The following is a 16,405-nucleotide window of genomic DNA, read 5'->3' on the forward strand; positions in this document are numbered from 1 at the left end:
AGACGTCAGGCGGGCACCAGGTCGAGCAGGTTCTGCGGCGTGACGACGCGGGACCCCGCCGGCAGGTCCTCCGGGGCGCCGAACCCGAGGTACGTCACCGACCCCGCACCCTGCGGAACCGAGTGGTGCACCTTCACGCCGTCGGCCTGCAGCAGGTCCACGAGGTAGCGCACCGTGAGGTAGCGCCGCGCCGCGATGTCGCGGACCAGGGTCGTCGTGGTCACGCGGTGCCCCTCGACGGTGTTGAAGCTCGACCTGCCGCGCAGGTTCAGGTGCAGCCAGAGCGCCTCCCAGCCGTCGTCGGCCCGCAGGAAGGCCAGCGGGACGGTGACCCGGCCGGAACCGGCCAGGTCGGACCGCATGCGCACCGTCGCCGGCTCGAACGGCAGCCCGGCCTGCGCGACGTCGCGCGTCATGAAGCCGAAGAAGCCCTCGGCGACCTGGTCGAACCCCTCGCCGGAGTAGACGTGCACCTCGGGCACGACGACGTCCCGCCGGATCCCGGACAGCCTGACGTCCACGAACTCGGTGGCGCCCTCCGGGGCCTCGGTGAGGTCGCCGGAGTGCACGAAGCCCCCGCCACGCAGCCGCGTCCAGGAGACGTGCTCGGCGTCGGCGAAGTCGCGGTCCAGCAGCAGGCACGAGAGGTCGAGGTCCGTGTCCGCGCTCGTCTGCCGCCAGTGCACGAAGAACCGCAGCAGCTCGCCGGTCACCCGTGTGCGCGACCCGCGCGGCAGGATCCCCGTCCCGCCGGGCCGGGCCCGCGCCGACAGCGGGAGCGCCACGTCGAGGAACGCCGGGTCGACCACGAGGCCGTCGGGCCGAGGCACCCGGCGGAGCACCTCGGCGTCGCACGCCTCGGCGAGGGCGGTCAGCGCGGCGGCCGGGACCGGCGCGCGCTCGTCGGGCACGGCCCACGCCCCACCCTGCCGGTTGACGAAGACGCGCCGGTCGCCGTCCGCCCGGCGCCGGTTCTCCAGGTGCTCCCTCAGCCCGAGCACCACCCGGCCCGAAACGGACGGCAGCGCCCGCTTCAGCGAGTCGACGACGGCGGCCGCCTCGGCGTCGTCGGACGCCGACCGCAGCAGGTGGTCCGCACGCCGGACCAGCGTGCCCGGGGACGCCGCGAGCAGGCGCAGGGCGTCGGCCCGCGCGCCCGTCGCGAGCGACCGCTCGACCCGGGCGGCGAGCGACGGCGCGTCCTCGTCCCCGCGCGCGACGGCGAACACCCGGGCGGCCGCCGGCAAGGCCCGGTGCTCGTGCGGGTGCAGCCGCTCCCCGAGCCGCTTCCACGCCTCCCGGTGCGCCGCGACGTCGCCGAGCTTCGCGGGCGACGCCTCCACGACGGCGTCCAGCGCGCCGAGCAGCACGCGCCGGACCGGCCGCGGCAGCGAGCGCAACCGCGTGGCCGTCTCCAGGGTCACGTCCCCGCCGGACAGCGCGCAGGCCAGCCGGAGCACGTCGGTGACGGTGTCGACGTCGGGCTCCCGGCCGTACAGGACGTGCGTGGTGTTGACGATCGCGCGGGCCGATCGCAGGGGAACAGAATCGGGCTGCTCCATCCCACCGCAGTGCCCGGCCAGCAGCCCGAGGTCGGCCAGGTCGGCGTCGGACAGCGGTGTCGTGCTCCCCGCGAGGTGCAGGTAGAGCCGGTGGGCCTCCTCGTCGAGCGTGCCGCCGGCGTCGAGCACCGTGCGCCGGTCGCCGAGCGCGGGCAGGAACGCGTCGTGCGCGGCGACCATCTCGTCGTAGGTGTGCTGGTAGCGGCCGTAGGTCGGCAGGCCGAGCAGGTCGACCGGGCCGCGCGTCAGGAGCTCCGCCGCCTGCCCCTCTTGCGGCGTGCCGCGCAGCGCGTCCTCCAGCGCAGCGACCCAGAAGTCGTCGGTGTCCGGCACGTTCGCGGGGAAGTCCTTGAAGTACGCGTTGTGCCGCACGTGGTCGCCGAGCGACTCGCGCACGACGGCGAGCGTCCGCACCGCCACCAGCCGCGCGTCCTGCGGCGCCAGCCCGCCCAGGTAGCGCAGCAGGCGACCGGACGCCTTGAAACCCGAGGTGAGGAGCACGCCGTCGAACCGCCGGGCGACCGAGGCGGCGTCGCCGGCCGAGCCCTCGGTGCGGGGGACGCGCCACGTCCGGCGGACGACCAGATCGAAGATCTCCTGAGACATGACGCGCATCGTGGCACGGAACCGTGGTCCGGAGGGACAGGTTTCCCGTGCCACGATGGCCGTATGCCTCTCGCATCCCGGTACCTCGCAGCAGAGGACCGTTACGACACCATGCAGTACCGCCGCACCGGCCGCTCGGGCCTCGACCTGCCCGCGCTGTCCCTGGGGCTCTGGCACAACTTCGGCGACACCAGCCCGTTCGACACGCAGCGCGCCATCCTGCGCCGCGCGCTCGACCTGGGCGTCACGCACTTCGACCTGGCGAACAACTACGGCCCGTCCTACGGCGCGGCCGAGGCGAACTTCGGCCGGCACCTCGCCGCCGACCTCAAGCCGTACCGCGACGAGCTCGTCCTCTCCACCAAGGCCGGCTACGACATGTGGCCCGGCCCCTACGGCGACCACGGCTCCCGCAAGTACCTGCTGGCCAGCCTCGACCAGTCGCTGACCCGCATGGGCGTCGACTACGTCGACGTCTTCTACCACCACCGGCCCGACCCCTCGACGCCCCTCGAGGAGACCATGGGCGCGCTGGCCTCGGCGGTCCAGCAGGGCAAGGCGCTGTACGTCGGCGTCTCCAACTACTCGCCGGCGCGCACGCGTGACGCCGCGCGCATCCTCGGCGAGCTCGGCGTGCCGCTGCTCATCCACCAGCCGTCCTACTCGATGTTCAACCGGCACATCGAGAACCCCGCGCACGAGGACGGGTACGACGGCGTGCAGAGCGAGTCGCTCCTCGACGTCGTCGGCGACCTGGGCGTCGGGACCATCGTGTTCTCCCCGCTGCAGCAGGGCCTGCTGACCAGCAAGTACCTCGCGGGTGCCGCCCCGGCCGGGTCGCGGGCCGCGCGCTCCGACTCGCCGTTCCTCTCCGACCGGGCGCTCACCGAAGACTACCTCGGCCGCGCCAAGGCGCTCAACGACATCGCCGCCGACCGCGGCCAGACGCTCGCGCAGCTCGCGCTCGCCTGGGTCCTGCGGGACGAGCGCGTGACCTCGGCCCTCATCGGCGCCTCGTCGGTGGCGCAGCTCGAGGACAACGTCGCGGCGCTCGCGGCGGGCCCCCTGTCCGCCGACGAGATCGCGGCGATCGAGCCCCTGGCCCGTCCGCTGGGCTGAGCGGCCAGGGCCTCCGGGCCGTGAGCCCCGCGGCCCGGCACGACTGCCGGGCTGCGGGGCTCGCCCCCCTCGTCAGCGTCCCCACACCCCGAGTTCCACCGCACTTCACGAGGCCGTCGCGCCGAATCGACCCGTCCGGCGGACCATGAGGGGGTCGCCGCTCGACGGGGAGGGGTACTGGGAGGTACTGCACTCGCGAGAAGGAGCACCAGCGTGTCCGAAACGAAGTCCGTGATCGTCGTCGGGGCCGGCATGGTCGGCCTGGCGACAGCCTGGCACCTGCAGGAACGCGGCGTGGAGGTGACGGTCCTCGACCGGCACGGCGTCGCCGCCGGCTCCTCCTGGGGCAACGCCGGCTGGCTCACGCCCGGCATGGCCATGCCGCTCGCCGACCCGTCGCTCTGGGCGTACGGCCCCAAGGCGATGCTCGACCCCGACGCCGCCCTCAGTGTGCCGTTCCGGTTCGACCGGGCGCTCTGGGGCTTCCTCACGCGGTTCATGACGCACGCGACGCCGTCCGCGTGGCAGCGTGCGATGGCGGCCCTCACGCCGATCGACCGCGTGGCGCTCGACGCGTACGACGAGCTCGAGTCCGGCGGCGTGCACGCGACGTCGTACCCGAGCCCCTGGGTGGTGGGGTTCGAGCGGGAGCACCAGTCGCGCCCGTTCGTGCACGAGCTGCGGGGCGTGGCCCGGGCCGGCCAGGAGGTCCGGCTGTCCCGGCTGCCCGACGGCGTGCGCGTGCCCCACCTCTCCCGGGCGGTCAAGGAGATCTGGACCCTGGACGGGCAGCGGTACATCGAGCCCGGCCCGTACGTGCAGGCGCTGGCGACGTCGGTCAGCGCGCGGGGCGCGAAGGTGCTCACGGACGCGCGGGTCACGGAGGTCCGGCCGCTGCCCGACGGCGGTTCCGAGGTGCACGTCGCGGGCCACGACCCGCTGCGGGCGGACGCCGTCGTGGTCGCCACGGGCGCGTGGCTCCCGGACCTGACGCGGCAGCTCGGCGTCCGCACGCGGGTGCAGGCCGGCCGCGGGTACTCGTTCAGCGTGCCCGTCACCGGCCCGCCGATCGACCACCCGGTCTACTTCCCGGCCCGCCGCGTGGCCTGCACCCCCTACCAGGGGCGGCTGCGGATCGCCGGGACCATGGAGTTCCGCGGGCCCGACGAGCCCTTCCAGCCGCGCCGCGTCCGGGCCATCGTGAATTCGGTCCGGGGGCTGTTCGACGGCGTAGACCTGGACTCGCGCACGGACGAGTGGGTGGGCTCCCGGCCGGTGACGCCGGACGGGCTGCCGCTCGTGGGCAGGACGGCGGCGCCCGGCGTCTTCGTGGCCGGCGGCCACGGCATGTGGGGCATGGTGCTGGGCCCGGCCACGGGCCGCGCGCTGGCGACCCAGATCATGACGGGGGAGACCCCGGAGGAGATCCGGGCCTTCGACCCGCTGCGCTGACGGCGCCGGCCGCTGCGCCGCCAGCCGCGGCGCCGTCCGCCGCCGTCGGGCGCTCAGCGCCTCCCGTCCGCGGCCAGGCGGTCGAGCCCGTCGAGCAGGAGGTCGAGGCCGAACTCGAACTCGGTCTGGTCGTCGCACCAGCCCAGGGTGGACCCCGGCTGCTCGTGGGCCACCTCGGCCAGCATCTCCACGAGGTGGGGCACCTGCTCGGCCATCTGTTCCAGCATGGCGACCGTCTCGTCCTCGGCGCCCGCCTCGGGGAGGCCGCCGGCCGCGGAACCCGCCGCGGCGCCGTCGGGCTCGAAGAGCTCCTGCGAGAACCCGAGCGCGCGGCTGCCCAGGGCGTGCATGGCGTGGTGGACCAGGTCGTACGAGAAGCCGCCGCGGCGCATCAGGGCGAGCAGCGAGTCGAAGTAGCGCACCACGTGCAGGCTGAACGACTTGCGGGTCTCCAGCACCGTCGGCGCCCACGGGTGGCGCAGCAGCACCGATCGCGCCGTGAGGATCTGCCGCCGCATCGCGGGCTTCCAGGCGGACGGCGGCGCGTCGGCCGGCAGGGGCTCCAGGGCGGCGACGGCGTCCTGGATCTCCGCGGCGACGAGGTCGACCACGCCGTCGAGCAGGTCCTCCTTGTTGGCGACGTGGTGGTAGAGCGACATGGCCTCGATGCCGAGCTCCTTGGCCAGGCTCCGCATGGTGAGCGCCCCGAGGCCGTCCCGGTCCGCCAGGGCGACCGCGGACTCCAGCACCCGGGCGCGGGTCAGGGTGGTCCGGGGCGCTGCGCCTGCCGTCTGCGGAGAAGCCGTCTGCGGGGAAGTCATGGTCTCGCGATCCTACGTCCGCGAACCCTTGACGGAGCCTGGGGACGGTCCTACCTTACGACGTAAGGCTTACGCCGTAAGTCTCCTCCGGAAGGCGGTGCGTCATGTGGAGCTGGATCCTCTGGGCAGTGGTGGTCCTCCTGGTGCTGGGGCTGGCCTGCTTCACCGCGCTGGTGCTGGTCATGCGCACCAAGAACCCGCGAGGGCTCGCGGTCGTCCGCCGGTTCAACCGGCGGTTCACCAACCGCCGCACGCTGCGGCACGCGGGGGAGGCCGGTTCGTCCAACGACCTGATCCGCCATGTCGGGCGCAGGTCCGGGATGCGGTACGCGACGCCGATCGGCGTGTACCCGATGGGCGACGACTTCCTCGTGTACCTGCCGTACGGCTCCGGCGTGGACTGGCTGCGGAACGTCCGGGCCGCCGGCTCCGCGGAGCTGCGGGTCGACGGGCAGACATACGTGGTGACCCCGGAGATCGTCGAGCCGGCCGCGGCGCTGCCCTACCTGTCCGCGGCGGACCGGCGGGTCGCGCGGCTCTTCAGGGTCACCGACTTCCTTGCGCTGCGGCGGGTAGCGGTGGGGTCGGACGGCGCGGGCGCCCCGGCGGCCGCCGGCCCGGTCGCGGACGACGGCGCGGGCGGCACGCCGTGAGAGCGGTCGTCCGAGACCGGTACGGGCCGGTCGACGTCCTGCGGGTCGCCGACGTCGAGCAGCCCGACCCGGGCCCCGGCGAGGCCGTGGTCCGGGTCGCCGCCGCCTCGCTGAACATGGCCGACGTCGACCACCTGCTCGGCCGTCCGTGGCTCGCGCGGCTCGCCACGGGGCTGGTGCGGCCGGCGAACCACCGGGTCGGGCTCGACGTGGCCGGGACGGTCGAGGAAGTCGGGCCGGACGTCACCGGTCTGCGCCCCGGCGACCGCGTCTGGGCCGACCTCTTCGACAGCGGCCACGGCGCGCTGGCCGAGCGGGTGTGCGTGCCGGCGTCGGCCCTGTCGCCGCTGCGGGACGACGTCCCGTTCGACGTCGCAGCCACCGCGCCGCACTCCGGCTCGCTCGCAATGCTGGGGCTGCGCGCCGCCGGGCCGCTCCGCGCGGGCGAGCGCGTGCTGGTCAACGGGGCCGGAGGCTGCGTGGGGCCGTTCGCGGTGCAGATCGCCAAGGCGCGCGGCGCCGTCGTCACCGCCGTCGACCACGGTGGCAAGGCGGACCTGCTCCGGGAGCTGGGCGCCGACGAGGTGCTCGACCACACGCGGCAGGACGTCACGCGCACCGGGCGGCGGTTCGACGTCGTACTGGACATCGCCGACACCCGGTCCGTCCTGGCGTTCCAGCGGTGCCTGGCTCCGGGCGGCCGGTACCTGCTGATCGCGCGGCGGATCGGCTCGCTCGCGGAGAAGGCGCTGCTCGGCCCGGTGGTCGGCGCGCTGACCGGGACCCGCATGGGCACCTTCGCCTGGCGCCCGAACCAGCGCACCGACCTGGACGAGCTCGCCGCCCTCCTGGCCTCGGGCGCCGTCCGCCCCGTCGTCGACCGCCGGTACGGCCTGGACGCGACCCAGGTGGCGTTCGAACGCCTTGCCACGGGCTCCGCCCGAGGCAAGCTCCTGATCACGCCGTAGGGCGTCGAACGTAGGCTTGATCGCTCCAAGAGCCACCGTTGGGGCGCTGAACCCTACGCTCGGCGTCCGCGGCTCGGGTGGGAGGATGCGGCGTATGACGCAACGCCGCATCCTTGTCCTTTCCGGCCGCGGGCGCTACGAGGACCCCTGGCACGACCACGCGGCGACGTCGCACGTGGTCGCCGGCATCCTCGGCGACCAGGGCGACGTCGAGGTGCGCGGGCTGTTCCGCGACGCGCTCGACGACCTCGATTCGGTGGACCTGCTCGTGGTCAACGGCGGCTCGGGACGCCGGGACGCCGGTTTCGACGGGTCCGACGACGACTGGCTCGCCGTGCACGACCGGCTGGCCGCCTGGGCGCGAGCCGGCGGCGCGGTGCTCGGCCTGCACCAGGCCGCGAACACCTTCTACGACGCGCCCGACTGGGCGGCCGTGCTCGGCGGCCGCTGGATCCCCGGCGAGTCGATGCACCCGCCGATCGGCGACGCCCGGTTCGAGCTGGTCCAGGGCCACCCGGTCACCGACGACCTGCGCGTGGTCGAGGCCTTCGACGAGCGGTACTGCCACCTGAGCGTCGCGCCGGAGACGCGCGTGCTCGGCACCACCCTGGACGACGACGGCACCCCGCACCCGGTCCTGTGGGTCAACGAGACGCACGGCGGCCGCACGGTCTACTCGGCGCTCGGGCACGACGTCCGCTCCTTCGCCTCGGAGGGGCACCGGGAGCTGCTGCGCCGGTCGGCGGCCTGGCTGCTGTCGTAGGATGACGCCCCCCTTGACCTCAACCGTTGTTGAGGTTGTTGGCTGGGGCGCATGGAGATCATCAGCGTCGACACGGTGACCCGCTCGACCGCGGAGACCGCCGCGTACTACGAGACGGTCCTCGGCCTGCCGGTCAGCAAGGAGATCGGCGCGGTCGAGGTCACCGTCGGCCGCACGGTCCTGCGCTTCCACGAGGACGCCGACGCCGCGGGCGACCAGCACTACGCCTTCCTGATCGACGACGCGCGGTTCGACGCCGCCCGCGCGTTCCTGACGGCGGGACCCGGTCTGCTGAGCGACGGCGACCGCACGGAGTTCGAGGCGCAGGACGCCTGGAACGCGCGATCCCTGTACTTCCCGGGACCGGACCGCTCCGTCCTGGAGGTCATCGCGCGCCGTGATCTTCCCCGAGACCTGGGTGCCGGACGCGGCGCGGGGGCGAAGGCCTCGAGCCCGCCCGCGTCCGGCACCCAGCCCAGTCCGTCGGAACCGTTCGGGCCGGGCGACCTGCTGTCCGTGAGCGAGGTGGGCATCGCCGTGCCCGACGTCGTGGACACCGCCGACCGGCTCGCCCACGCCGGCGTCGGCCGCTACCCGGACGGCTCGGCGACGTTCAGCCCGGCCGGGCACATCGACGGCATGCTGATCCTGGTCAGCGGGGGCCGCACCTGGTTCCCGACGTCGGACCGCGTGGTAGGCGAACCGCCCGTGACGGTGGTCGCGCAGGCGGGACCGGCGAGCCCCGGCGTCGTGCCCGGCCGGTACGAGCTGGCCCCGGGGCGTGTGCTGGTGGTGCGGCCGTAGGCGTCGGCGGCCAGATCAGGGCTGAGAGCTCCAGAGTGGTAGCTCGTGCCAGCCCGTGGGAAACCCCATCTCCTGCTCCGAGCGGTTCGCGGGCAGGGTGGTGATGAGCGACCTCATCCGGCTGGTCCAGTCGTCGCCCGGATGAATGCGGGTCGTGAGCAGGGCGAGGAGTGCCAGCGTCGCGTACACGCGAAACGTGATGTTCCCGCCGGTGTCGGCAATGTGGGTGAGCTCCGGGATCGGACGGACAGTCCGAGGGCTGATCTGCTCGACGACGTTGACATTCCACAATCTGGCGTGGCGCGCGCAGATGTTCCGGATGTAGTTGAGGTTCTTGAGCCAACTCTTCAGCACACCGCTGTTGCCTGCGCCTGATGCGTCGAACAGGCCGAGTGCGGACGCTACCTCGTCCCTGTCCCGCTGGATCATGCCGTCGTAAAGATATGACAGCCCACCGAAATCAAGAATCTCGGTGACGACCCAGACCGGCAGCGGTGGACCGTACTTTGCGCGGAAATGCTTGACGAAGTCTGCCTTTGAGCGACGTTCCTCGTCCTGCCGTCGCCGTAGCCACTGTGAGTGGCTGGTTTGCATCCACGTGTTCAGCGCGGGAGGCGAGGCGATGTCGCTGCCTGCGAAGTCGTCGTCGAGAGCTTCGGGATCTGCGTGCGCGAACGCCCCGCGTCGGCCGAGGACATGACCAACGTGGAAGCGGACCGAGACCTCGACGCGCTCGATCCCGTCCATGACCAGGAGGCGTAGCTTGCGGTCGAACTCGTAGACGTCGGCGACTTGCGCGAGCGTCGTCCCCGCTACGAACTGGTCGAGGACCAGGCGGGGCCCGTTCTGCTGGGACCGGCTCTCCCGGAAGGGGTACCAGTAGCCGCTCAGCCGGTAGTAGCCGACTCGCCGCAGCCATTCGGCCGCTGCGGCTCGGTTGCCCAGGTCAAGACCGCGGGACTCGAGCAGGTCGAGTTGCTGATCAACGGTGAGGTAAGGCTTCTGGTAGAGATCGTTGGTCACACACATATAGAAAACCAGCCTCCCCTCCCGCGCGAGGCGGGACGGAAGGCTGGCCGTGTTGACCACAGGATACGTTGTTCCGCTGTCGGGAAGCAATGGAGCGTGAGGCGGGCGTGCCCTCCCTGAGGAGCTTCGCCGCGCAGTCCGAGCTTCACGCCCCCTCGGTGAACCCCGCCTGGCGCCACACCTCGTAGATCGCGATCGACGCCGCGTTGGTCAGGTTGAGCGACCGGCGCCCGGGCAGCATCGGGATGCGCAGCTCGTCGGTGATGCGGGGGTGCTTGAGCGCCTCCGGCGGCAGCCCCGTGGGTTCGGGGCCGAACAGCAGCACGTCGCCCTGCCGGTACTCGATGTCGGTGAACCGCGTGGTCGCGCGGGTCGTGAACGCGAACACGCGGGCCTTGGGCAGCGCATCGAGGGCCGCGTCGAGCGACTGGTGCACGTCCATGACGGCGAGGTCGTGGTAGTCAAGACCCGCGCGCTTCAGCTTGGCCTCCGACAGGTCGAAACCCAGCGGTTCCACCAGGTGCAGCCGCGCCCCCGTCACGGCGGCGAGCCGGATCGCGGACCCGGTGTTCCCGGGGATGCGCGGCTCGAAGTACACGATGTGGGCGAGGGGGTTCTCGGGCATGGGGGCGTCAGGCTGCTGCGGCACGGGGTCCATTCTCGCTGCCCGACGGCGCGGCGTCGTCCTTGCCGCCGTCGGGCGCGCCCGCATAACCTGGGCCCATGACGCACGGGCTCAACTGGTGGCGGCTGCACCCGCAGCCGTGACCTGACGCGCCCACCCGCACAGAAGTCCCGAGCTGCCTGTCGCAGCCCGGGACTTTTTCTGTGCCCGACGCCGTGCGTGGGCAGCTCCCTGACCAAGGAGACCCACCATGTCCGTCACCCTGCCGCCCGAGGCGACCCCGACGTCGTCCGCCCCCGGCACCCTGCTCGACCTCGAAGCTGCCCGCGAGAAGCGCAGCACCACCCGCTCCGCTGCCGCGGCGCGCGAGCGCACCGCCGTCCTGGAGGACCTGATCGCCCGCAACCCGGGCGAGTACCGCGTGCTCACCGGCGACCGCCCCACCGGGGCCCTGCACCTGGGGCACCTGCTGGGCACGGTCGCCAACCGCGTGCGCCTGCAGGACCTGGGCGTCGAGGTGTTCCTCATCGTCGCCGACTACCAGGTCATCACCGACCGGGACGACGCCGGCGACCTGCCCGCGACCGTCCGCGAGGTGCTGCTCGACTACCTGGCGGCGGGTCTGGATCCCGCGCGCAGCACCGTCTTCACGCACTCGGCGGTGCCCGCGCTGAACCAGCTCCTGCTGCCGTTCCTCTCGCTGGTCACGGTGGCCGAGCTGGAGCGCAACCCCACGGTGAAGGCCGAGGCGGAGGCGGCCGTGCTGCGGCAGCGGCGCGGTATCTCCGGCCTGCTGCTCACCTACCCCGTGCACCAGGCCGCCGACATCCTGTTCTGCCACGGCAACCTCGTGCCGGTGGGCGTGGACCAGCTGCCGCACCTGGAGATCACCCGCACCGTGGCGCGTCGGTTCAACCAGCGGTACGCGGCGGCGCGGCCGTACTTTCCCGAGCCGGACGCGCTGATCGCGCCGTCGACCACCGTGCTCGGCAGCGACGGCCGCCGCATGTCCAAGTCGCGGGGCAACGCGCTGGAGCTGCGGGCCACGGAGGACGAGACGGTCGCCTTCATGAAGCGCGCGAAGACCGACGCCGAGCGCACCATCACCTACGAGCCCGAGCGACGGCCCGAGATCGCCAACCTGCTCCAGATCGGCGCGTACTTCACCGGGAGCACCCCGGAGAGCCTCGCCGAGGAGGTCGGCGCGGCGGGCGCGGGGCGGCTCAAGGCCCTGGTCACGGAGGCGGTCGTGGAGGGCCTGCGCCCCCTCCGTGCCCGACGGCGGGAGCTCGCCTCCGCCGGCCCGCGGTACCTCGACGAGGTGCTCGCCCGGGGCAACGCACGGGCGAACGAGATCGCTGACCGCACCCTGGACGACGTCCGCGGGCTGATGGGGATGCGCTACTGAGCGCTGGAGTCCACAACCCTGTGGACAAGAAGAGATCCCCGGCCGGGATGCCTCAATAACCCGGCCGGGGAGACCTGTCCGGACGGCTGACGGCGCGACGGGTAGCCACCCGTGGATGTCGCGCCGTCAGCCGTCCGAGATCATCGGGCCAGACGCTCCCGCAGGGCGTCGAGCTGGGTGCGCAGGGCGGCGGGCGTGTGGTCGCCGAACCGGTCGAAGAACTCCTCGGTCAGCTCGGCCTCGGCCTGCCACGGCCCGGTCGGCACGTCGAAGAGCGCCGCCATGTCGGCGTCGGGCACGTCGATGCCGTCCAGGTTCAGCGTGCCGGGCGCGGGGATGCTGCCCACCGGCGTGGCCACCGAGGTGTCCTCGCGCAGGCCGCGGCCGGCCTCGACCTGGCCCACGATCCACTCGACCACGCGCGAGTTCTCGCCGAACCCGGGCCACAGGAAGCGGCCGTCCTCGCCGCGGCGGAACCAGTTGACCTGGAAGATCCGCGGGCGCTTCGACTCCTCGATGCCCGAGCCGACCTCCAGCCAGTGCGCCCAGTGGTCGGCCATGTTGTAGCCGCAGAACGGGAGCATCGCGAACGGGTCGCGGCGCAGCTCGCCGAGCGCGCCCTCGGCGGCGGCGGTGCGCTCCGACGAGATGGTGGCGCCCATGAACACGCCGTGCTCCCAGCCGAACGACTCGGCCACGAGCGGCACGTTGCTGGCGCGGCGGCCGCCGAACACGATCGCGTCGACCGGCACACCGGCCGGGTCCTCCCAGGTGTCCGCGATGGTGGGGCACTGGGCGGCGGACACGGTGAACCGGGAGTTCGGGTGCGCCGCCGGGGTCTCGGAGTCGGGCGTCCAGTCGTTGCCCTGCCAGTCGGTCAGGTGCGCCGGGGGCTCGGCCGTCAGGCCCTCCCACCAGACGTCGCCGTCGTCGGTCAGGGCCACGTTGGTGAAGATGGTGTCGCGGTCGAACGTGGCCACGGCGGTCGGGTTGGTGTCGACGCCGGTGCCCGGCGCGACGCCGAAGAAGCCCGCCTCGGGGTTGATGGCGCGCAGCGTGCCGTCGGGGCCGGGGCGCATCCAGACGATGTCGTCGCCGAGGGTCTCGACCTTCCAGCCCGGGATCGTGGGCTGCAGCATCGCGAGGTTCGTCTTGCCGCACGCGCTCGGGAAGGCGGCGGCCAGGTGGTACTGGCGCTGCTCGGGCGAGGTGATGCGGATCAGCAGCATGTGCTCGGCGAGCCAGCCCTCGTCGCGCGCCATCGCCGAGGCGATGCGCAGCGCGAAGCACTTCTTGCCGAGCAGGGCGTTGCCGCCGTAGCCCGAGCCGTACGACCAGATCTCGCGGGACTCCGGGAAGTGCACGATGTACTTGGTCTCGTTGCACGGCCAGGCGACGTCCGCCTCGCCCTCGGCCAGGGGCGCGCCCACCGAGTGCACGGCGGGGACCCACTGCTGGCCGGCGTCGATGAGCCGCAGGATCTCGTCCGAGACCCGGGTCATGACGTGCATGGAGACGACGACGTACGGCGAGTCGGTGATCTCGATGCCCACCTGCGAGATGGGGCCGCCCACCGGGCCCATCGAGAACGGCACCACGTACATGGTGCGGCCCTTCATGGAGCCGGCGAAGACGCCCTTCAGCTCGGTGCGCATGTCCGCCGGGGCCACCCAGTTGTTCGTGGGGCCGGCGTCCTCCTCGTCCTGCGAGCAGATGAAGGTGCGCGACTCGACGCGGGCGACGTCAGCCGGGTTGGAGCGCGCCAGGTACGAGCCCGGCCGCTTCTCCTGGTTCAGCGCGACGAGGGTGCCGGCGTCGAGCATCTGGTCGATCAGGCCCTGCTTCTCCTGCGCGGAGCCGTCGCACCAGACGATCTCGTCGGGCTGGGTGAGCTCGGCGACGCTCGCGACCCAGGCGCGCACGTCCAGGTCGCCGGCGGCGGGCACACCGTTCGTGGCGGAGGACGCCGAGGTGTCTGCCGTGGTGGAGTCCTGGCCGATGGTCACGTCGGCGACGAGCTCGGCGACGAGCCGGGTTCGGCGGGGGTTCGCGAGGACGGACATGTGAGCTCCGATCGTCATACGGCGAGCCACGGTGGCGGGCTTGTTTCCACTCTCGTGTGCGGATCGGCCCGAATTCCAGTCCTCGGCCTGTCAAGAATCGCCGATCTTCACGTAGTGTGAAGGAGCGGGTTCTTGCTGGCCCGTCCCGGGCAGCGCACGGGTGGACGCGACCACGAGCGGAGGGCGACATGCCTGCCGGAGGCGAGCCGACGTCGTCGGGCGGCGAGACGGACCTGATCACCTTGGGGCGCCGGATCCGGCACCTGCGCACCGCGCAGGGGCTCACGCTGGACGCGCTCGGCGAGAAGGTCGGCTCGGCGCCGAGCCTGCTCTCCCTCGTGGAGAACGGCCGCCGCGAACCGCGGCTCGGGCTGCTCCGGTCGCTCGCGGAGGCGCTCGGCGTGCCGATGAGCGAGCTGCTGAGCGCCGAGCCGCCGTCGCGCCGGGCGGCCCTGGAGATCGCGCTGGACCGGGCGCAGCGCGCCCCGCTGTTCACGACCCTCGGAGTGCCGGCGGTCAAGCCCAGCCAGAAGCTGCCGATGCCGGTGCTCGAGCAGCTCGTGGGCCTGCACGACGAGCTGGCGCGGCGCGAGCAGATGGCGATCGCCACGCCCGAGGAGGCGCGGCGGGCCAACACCGACCTGCGCCTGGAGCGCGAGGCCCGCGACAACCACTACCCGCAGTTCGAGGCCGTCGCGGAGCAGATGGTCAAGGCCGCCGGCTACACGGGCGGCGCCCTGACCCACCGCACCGTGGCGCGGATGGCCGAGCAGATGGGCTTCACCCTGCTGCACGTGGGCGACCTGCCGCGGTCCGCCCGTACGGTGACCGACCTGCGCAACGGGCGCATCTACCTGCCCCCGGCGTCGACCCCGGGCGGGCACGGCCTGCGGTCGCTCGCGCTGCAGGCGCTGGCGCACCGCGTGCTGGAGCACGACCGGCCGCGCTCGTACGGCGAGTTCCTGCGGCAGCGCGTCGAGATCACGTACTTCGCCGCCGCGTGCCTGGTGCCGCAGTTCGTGGCGGTGCCGTTCCTGGAGGCGCGCAAGCGGGAGCGCGACCTCGCCGTCGAGGACTTCCGCGACGCCTTCGGCATCACGCACGAGGCGGCGGCCATGCGGCTGACCAACCTCGCCACGCACCACCTCGGCATCCCGCTGCACTTCCTGCGCGTGGGGGCCGACGGCGCGCTGTTCCGCGGCTACGCGAACGACGGCCTGCCGTTCCCGCAGGACGTCACGGGCGCCATCGAGGGGCAGCTCATCTGCCGACGCTGGGCGGCGCGCGAGGCGTTCGAGCGCCGCGACCGCGCCACCGAGTTCTACCAGTACACCGACACCCCGGCCGGCACCTTCTGGTGCTCCACGCAGACAGGTTCCACCTCGCCCACCGGTGGGCCCGACGGCGGCTCGGGCGCGTTCTCGATCACGGTCGGGGTGCCGTACGCGCACGCCAAGTGGTTCCGGGGCCGGGACACGCAGGTGCGGCGCGTCTCGACCTGCCCCGACCCGGCCTGCTGCCAGCGGCCGTCGGCGGAGCTCACCGACCGCTGGTCGGGCGAGGCCTGGCCGTCCGGGCGCATGCACCAGCAGATCCTCGCGGCCCTGCCGCGCGGCGCGTTCCCGGGCGTGGACGACGCCGAGGTGTACGCGTTCCTGGACAAGCACGCCCCGGACTGACCGGCCCGTCGTGTCAGACACACAGTTCCCTCGGGTGACCTGTATGTCTGACACGTCCGGAGAGGGGCGCACTCGTATGACTTTCCGTCGCGTCGTTCCCCGCGCAGCCGGGTTAGCGTAGGCGACCGTGGCATCGAACCTGGCTTGCATCGGACTGGACGTCTGGCGACGTAGCGAATTTCGCGACCTGGTGGCCTCGGCACGCGCGGAGGCCGAGACGATCGCCAAGGACGGTGAGGTCGGGGTGCACATCTGGACCGACGTGTCCGGTGCCCGCCTGATCATCACCACCGAGGGCGACCTGGTGCGCGTGGTCACGCCCACCTTCTACGCCGCGCCGGGCGCCATCATCTCCGAGCCGCAGGCGGTCGACGGCGGCCTCGTGCTCGCCGAGCTCGTGAACCAGCACGACGAGGTCATCACCGAGATCGCCTGCCAGCTCGAGGAGCTCGCCCTGCTCGGCAACGCGGAGACCCCGATCACCGGCCCCGCCTCGATCGTCGTGCTCGGCAACTCCGTGCAGGTCATCGGCCAGGCCGACGCCGCCGTGTCCGGCCTGGTCTTCGAGCCCACCGGCGCGTACGCGGCCTCGACCGACGCCGTCGCGCACCTGACCGGCGTCGTCCTGGCGATCGAGGAGCGGTCCGTCTCCCGGACCGGCCAGGGGTTCACCGCCGCCCGCGTGCAGACGGACGGCTTCCAGGTGACCCTCTGTCTCCCGACCGGGCAGCCGGAGCTGAACCCCGGCGACGTCGTCGAGGTGGACGGGTACGTGGTGGCGTCGCTGCCTTCGCTGCGCTGACGTACTTCTCGGTCTGCCCGTCCTCTTCGAAGCCGGCGGCCGCGGGCTCGT

At 72.9% G+C, this 16,405-nt stretch carries 14 protein-coding genes; 9 read left to right on the top strand and 5 right to left on the bottom strand.

Going from position 1 to position 16,405, the window contains the following annotated elements; genetic code table 11:
- Positions 1-5: 5 nt before the first annotated feature.
- Positions 6-2,168 carry a hypothetical protein gene (locus H291_RS0115625; RefSeq protein WP_020015946.1) on the bottom strand — a complete coding sequence of 721 codons (2,163 nt, stop codon included), beginning with the start codon at positions 2,166-2,168 and terminating at the stop codon, positions 6-8.
- Between the two features lie 63 nt (positions 2,169-2,231).
- On the opposite strand from H291_RS0115625, the gene H291_RS0115630 reads away from it, so the two are divergent.
- Both H291_RS0115630 and H291_RS0115635 read left to right on the top strand, forming a co-directional pair.
- Entirely contained in the window at positions 2,232-3,287 is a 1,056-nt protein-coding gene (locus H291_RS0115630) for an aldo/keto reductase (RefSeq protein WP_026365801.1), read from the top strand.
- A 213-nt stretch (positions 3,288-3,500) separates the two neighbouring features.
- Positions 3,501-4,739: an NAD(P)/FAD-dependent oxidoreductase gene (locus H291_RS0115635; protein WP_020015948.1), complete on the top strand. Its 1,239-nt coding sequence runs from the start codon at positions 3,501-3,503 to the stop codon at positions 4,737-4,739.
- Between the two features lie 53 nt (positions 4,740-4,792).
- On the opposite strand, the gene H291_RS0115640 is transcribed toward H291_RS0115635, so the two are convergent.
- Positions 4,793-5,560, bottom strand: coding sequence for a TetR/AcrR family transcriptional regulator (locus tag H291_RS0115640; protein ID WP_051109505.1), 768 nt, complete (start codon positions 5,558-5,560; stop codon positions 4,793-4,795).
- Positions 5,561-5,664: 104 nt separating this feature from the next.
- On the opposite strand from H291_RS0115640, the gene H291_RS30360 reads away from it, so the two are divergent.
- The 4 genes from H291_RS30360 (at position 5,665) to H291_RS32655 (ending at position 8,748) form a co-directional block, all read left to right on the top strand.
- Complete coding sequence (locus tag H291_RS30360; RefSeq protein WP_020015950.1) at positions 5,665-6,213, top strand: nitroreductase family deazaflavin-dependent oxidoreductase; 549 nt, start codon at positions 5,665-5,667, stop codon at positions 6,211-6,213.
- On the top strand, positions 6,210-7,181 hold the full coding sequence (locus H291_RS0115660) for an NAD(P)-dependent alcohol dehydrogenase (RefSeq protein WP_020015951.1): 972 nt from the start codon (positions 6,210-6,212) through the stop codon (positions 7,179-7,181). Before H291_RS30360 ends, H291_RS0115660 begins: the two co-directional genes overlap by 4 nt.
- Before the next feature lie 94 nt (positions 7,182-7,275).
- Complete coding sequence (locus H291_RS0115665; RefSeq protein WP_020015952.1) at positions 7,276-7,944, top strand: ThuA domain-containing protein; 669 nt, start codon at positions 7,276-7,278, stop codon at positions 7,942-7,944.
- A 51-nt stretch (positions 7,945-7,995) separates the two neighbouring features.
- The gene (locus H291_RS32655; RefSeq protein ID WP_020015953.1) at positions 7,996-8,748 is read left to right on the top strand and encodes a hypothetical protein; all 753 of its coding nucleotides are present in this window, start codon (positions 7,996-7,998) and stop codon (positions 8,746-8,748) included.
- 15 nt (positions 8,749-8,763) lie between these two features.
- Here H291_RS32655 and H291_RS30370 read toward each other — a convergent pair whose 3' ends face one another.
- Both H291_RS30370 and H291_RS0115680 read right to left on the bottom strand, forming a co-directional pair.
- Positions 8,764-9,777: an Abi family protein gene (locus tag H291_RS30370; protein WP_157237159.1), complete on the bottom strand. Its 1,014-nt coding sequence runs from the start codon at positions 9,775-9,777 to the stop codon at positions 8,764-8,766.
- A gap of 145 nt (positions 9,778-9,922) precedes the next feature.
- Positions 9,923-10,402, bottom strand: a complete 480-nt coding sequence (locus tag H291_RS0115680; RefSeq protein ID WP_033327161.1) for a tRNA (cytidine(34)-2'-O)-methyltransferase — start codon at positions 10,400-10,402, stop codon at positions 9,923-9,925.
- Positions 10,403-10,652: 250 nt separating this feature from the next.
- Here H291_RS0115680 and trpS point away from each other — a divergent pair, with 250 nt between their 5' ends.
- Positions 10,653-11,810 (top strand): tryptophan--tRNA ligase, encoded by a 1,158-nt coding sequence (gene trpS / locus H291_RS0115685; RefSeq protein WP_020015956.1) that lies wholly within the window; start codon positions 10,653-10,655, stop codon positions 11,808-11,810.
- Positions 11,811-11,950: 140 nt separating this feature from the next.
- Here trpS and H291_RS0115690 read toward each other — a convergent pair whose 3' ends face one another.
- Positions 11,951-13,873 carry a phosphoenolpyruvate carboxykinase (GTP) gene (locus tag H291_RS0115690; protein WP_020665184.1) on the bottom strand — a complete coding sequence of 641 codons (1,923 nt, stop codon included), beginning with the start codon at positions 13,871-13,873 and terminating at the stop codon, positions 11,951-11,953.
- Between the two features lie 188 nt (positions 13,874-14,061).
- Between H291_RS0115690 and H291_RS0115695 the strand changes: the two genes are divergently transcribed.
- Both H291_RS0115695 and H291_RS0115700 read left to right on the top strand, forming a co-directional pair.
- On the top strand, positions 14,062-15,552 hold the full coding sequence (locus H291_RS0115695; protein WP_020015959.1) for an XRE family transcriptional regulator: 1,491 nt from the start codon (positions 14,062-14,064) through the stop codon (positions 15,550-15,552).
- Between the two features lie 190 nt (positions 15,553-15,742).
- Complete coding sequence (locus H291_RS0115700) at positions 15,743-16,354, top strand: hypothetical protein (RefSeq protein ID WP_020015960.1); 612 nt, start codon at positions 15,743-15,745, stop codon at positions 16,352-16,354.
- Positions 16,355-16,405: the final 51 nt, after the last annotated feature.

Source organism: Promicromonospora sukumoe 327MFSha3.1 (genome assembly GCF_000385135.1).
In the GTDB taxonomy this organism is placed as follows: Bacteria; Actinomycetota; Actinomycetes; order Actinomycetales; family Cellulomonadaceae; genus Promicromonospora; species Promicromonospora sukumoe_B.

What these genes read in the sequence shown, in the direction of transcription:
- H291_RS0115625 (WP_020015946.1), bottom strand. Translation starts at nt 2,168, where the DNA reads ATGTCTCAGGAGATCTTCGATCTGGTCGTCCGCCGGACGTGGCGCGTC.
- H291_RS0115630 (WP_026365801.1), top strand. Translation starts at nt 2,232, where the DNA reads ATGCCTCTCGCATCCCGGTACCTCGCAGCAGAGGACCGTTACGACACC.
- H291_RS0115640 (WP_051109505.1), bottom strand. Translation starts at nt 5,560, where the DNA reads ATGACTTCCCCGCAGACGGCTTCTCCGCAGACGGCAGGCGCAGCGCCC.
- H291_RS30360 (WP_020015950.1), top strand. Translation starts at nt 5,665, where the DNA reads ATGTGGAGCTGGATCCTCTGGGCAGTGGTGGTCCTCCTGGTGCTGGGG.
- H291_RS0115665 (WP_020015952.1), top strand. Translation starts at nt 7,276, where the DNA reads ATGACGCAACGCCGCATCCTTGTCCTTTCCGGCCGCGGGCGCTACGAG.
- H291_RS32655 (WP_020015953.1), top strand. Translation starts at nt 7,996, where the DNA reads ATGGAGATCATCAGCGTCGACACGGTGACCCGCTCGACCGCGGAGACC.
- H291_RS30370 (WP_157237159.1), bottom strand. Translation starts at nt 9,777, where the DNA reads ATGTGTGTGACCAACGATCTCTACCAGAAGCCTTACCTCACCGTTGAT.
- H291_RS0115680 (WP_033327161.1), bottom strand. Translation starts at nt 10,402, where the DNA reads ATGCCCGAGAACCCCCTCGCCCACATCGTGTACTTCGAGCCGCGCATC.
- trpS (WP_020015956.1), top strand. Translation starts at nt 10,653, where the DNA reads ATGTCCGTCACCCTGCCGCCCGAGGCGACCCCGACGTCGTCCGCCCCC.
- H291_RS0115690 (WP_020665184.1), bottom strand. Translation starts at nt 13,873, where the DNA reads ATGTCCGTCCTCGCGAACCCCCGCCGAACCCGGCTCGTCGCCGAGCTC.
- H291_RS0115695 (WP_020015959.1), top strand. Translation starts at nt 14,062, where the DNA reads ATGCCTGCCGGAGGCGAGCCGACGTCGTCGGGCGGCGAGACGGACCTG.